1 protein-coding gene and 1 pseudogene are annotated in these 1,659 nt (G+C 65.7%); one reads left to right on the top strand and one right to left on the bottom strand.

Features of this window, described 5'->3' with window-relative positions; genetic code table 11:
* Positions 1 to 55: 55 nt before the first annotated feature.
* Positions 56 to 802, bottom strand: a complete 747-nt coding sequence (locus ACFWB0_RS25570; protein WP_378493200.1) for a phosphoglyceromutase — start codon at positions 800 to 802, stop codon at positions 56 to 58.
* 153 nt (positions 803 to 955) lie between these two features.
* Between ACFWB0_RS25570 and ACFWB0_RS25565 the strand changes: the two are divergent.
* Positions 956 to 1,354, top strand: a pseudogene (locus ACFWB0_RS25565) (FAD-dependent oxidoreductase); the annotation flags it as partial.
* Positions 1,355 to 1,659: the final 305 nt, after the last annotated feature.

Below are 1,659 nucleotides of genomic sequence, written 5' to 3'. Positions count from 1 at the left end.
GATGTGTATAAGAGACAGACGATATGTCGCGCGGGGTCCGGTTTGTCCGATCGTGCTACTTGGCGCCCTGGTTCGCGACGGCCGCAGCGCCTGCCGCAGCGGCCTCGGGGTCGAGGTAGGTGCCGCCGGGGTTCAGCGGGCGCAGGTTCTCGTCGAGGTCGTACCGCAGCGGGATGCCCGTCGGAATGTTCAGACCGGCGATATCGTCGTCGGAGATTCCGTCGAGATGCTTGACCAGCGCGCGCAGCGAGTTGCCGTGCGCGGTGACCAGCACGGTCCTGCCCGCCAGCAGATCCTTCGAGATGGTGTCTTCCCAATACGGGATCAGGCGATCGACGACGTCCTTCAGGCACTCGGTCAGCGGGACCTCGTCGACGTCCGCATAGCGCACGTCCTGGTCCTGGCTGTACTTCGTGCCTGCCTCGATCCGGGGCGGCGGGGTGTCGTAGCTGCGACGCCAGAGCATGAACTGCTCCTCGCCGAACTCGTCTTTGATCTCGGCCTTGTTCTTACCTTGCAAGGCACCGTAGTGACGTTCGTTGAGTCGCCAGTCGCGCACGACCGGGATCCAGTGGCGGTCGGCGGCGTCGAGGGCGAAGTTCGCGGTGCTGATCGCACGCCGCAGCAGCGAGGTGTAGAGAACATCGGGAAGGACGTTCTGCTCTGCGAGCAGGGTGCCTGCGCGCTTGCCCTCGGCGACACCCTTGTCGGTGAGGTGCACGTCCACCCAGCCGGTGAACAGATTCATCGCGTTCCATTCGCTCTCGCCGTGGCGGAGCAGAACCAGTGTTCCGATACTCATGCTCCAATCCTGACACGATCGCGTCGCCGATTCCCCCACGGGCGCGTCGAATGTCCGCTATATCTGACAACACGTGTTGCCATATATTCCGGGCGTCGCCCGGCATCACGAAGAAACCATCGCGAACCGGGGGACGAAGTGACCGAATTCCGCATGACCCGACGTACCGTCCTGACCGCGTTCGGCGCCCTCGGTGCGGCAGCCGCACTACCCGGCAGTGCCGGAGCCCGACCACACCCCCACTCGGCGCCGCGATCCCCGGCACTGCGCTCGAACGGCCGCAGCGTCGCGGTCCTCGGCGGCGGGATGGCCGGCCTCACCGCTGCCCACGAGCTCATCGAGCGTGGGTTCGACGTGACGGTGTACGAACCGACCGCACTCGGCGGCAAGGCCCGCAGCATGCCGTCGCCCGGTACCGCGGCCGGTGGTCGCCTCGACCTTCCCGGCGAGCACGGATTTCGCTTCTTCCCCGGCTTCTATCAGCACATTCCGGACACGATGCGCCGAATCCCCTTCCCGCACAACCCGAACGGAGTGTTCGACAATCTGGTTGCCGGGCCGACGTTCCGCATGTCGATCCCGAACCTGTTCCTGGCGGGAGACTATGTGCGGACCGACATCGATCTCGCGACCATGGAGTCGGCGAACGAGTCCGCCCGCGCAGCGGTGAGTGCAGCGCTCGAGGCCGCCGACTCCCCCGAGCCGGCTCCGTCGATGTTCACGCTGCACGAACCACCCGAGTTGCAGCCGCTGAGACAGATCGACGCCGATCGATTTCGTTCCGGTCTACCGCACATGCTGGCGTAGCCGGGCGGAAGACGTCACGATGCGCGTGTCCCGCGTGCACATATGTGCAC

It is taken from the genome of Rhodococcus sp. NPDC060086 (assembly GCF_042730275.1).
Lineage (GTDB): Bacteria > Actinomycetota > Actinomycetes > Mycobacteriales > Mycobacteriaceae > Rhodococcus.
This window is presented reverse-complemented; position numbering and strand designations above follow the sequence as displayed.

Coding starts and splice junctions, on each gene's coding strand:
- ACFWB0_RS25570 (WP_378493200.1), bottom strand. CDS start 802: ATGAGTATCGGAACACTGGTTCTGCTCCGCCACGGCGAGAGCGAATGG.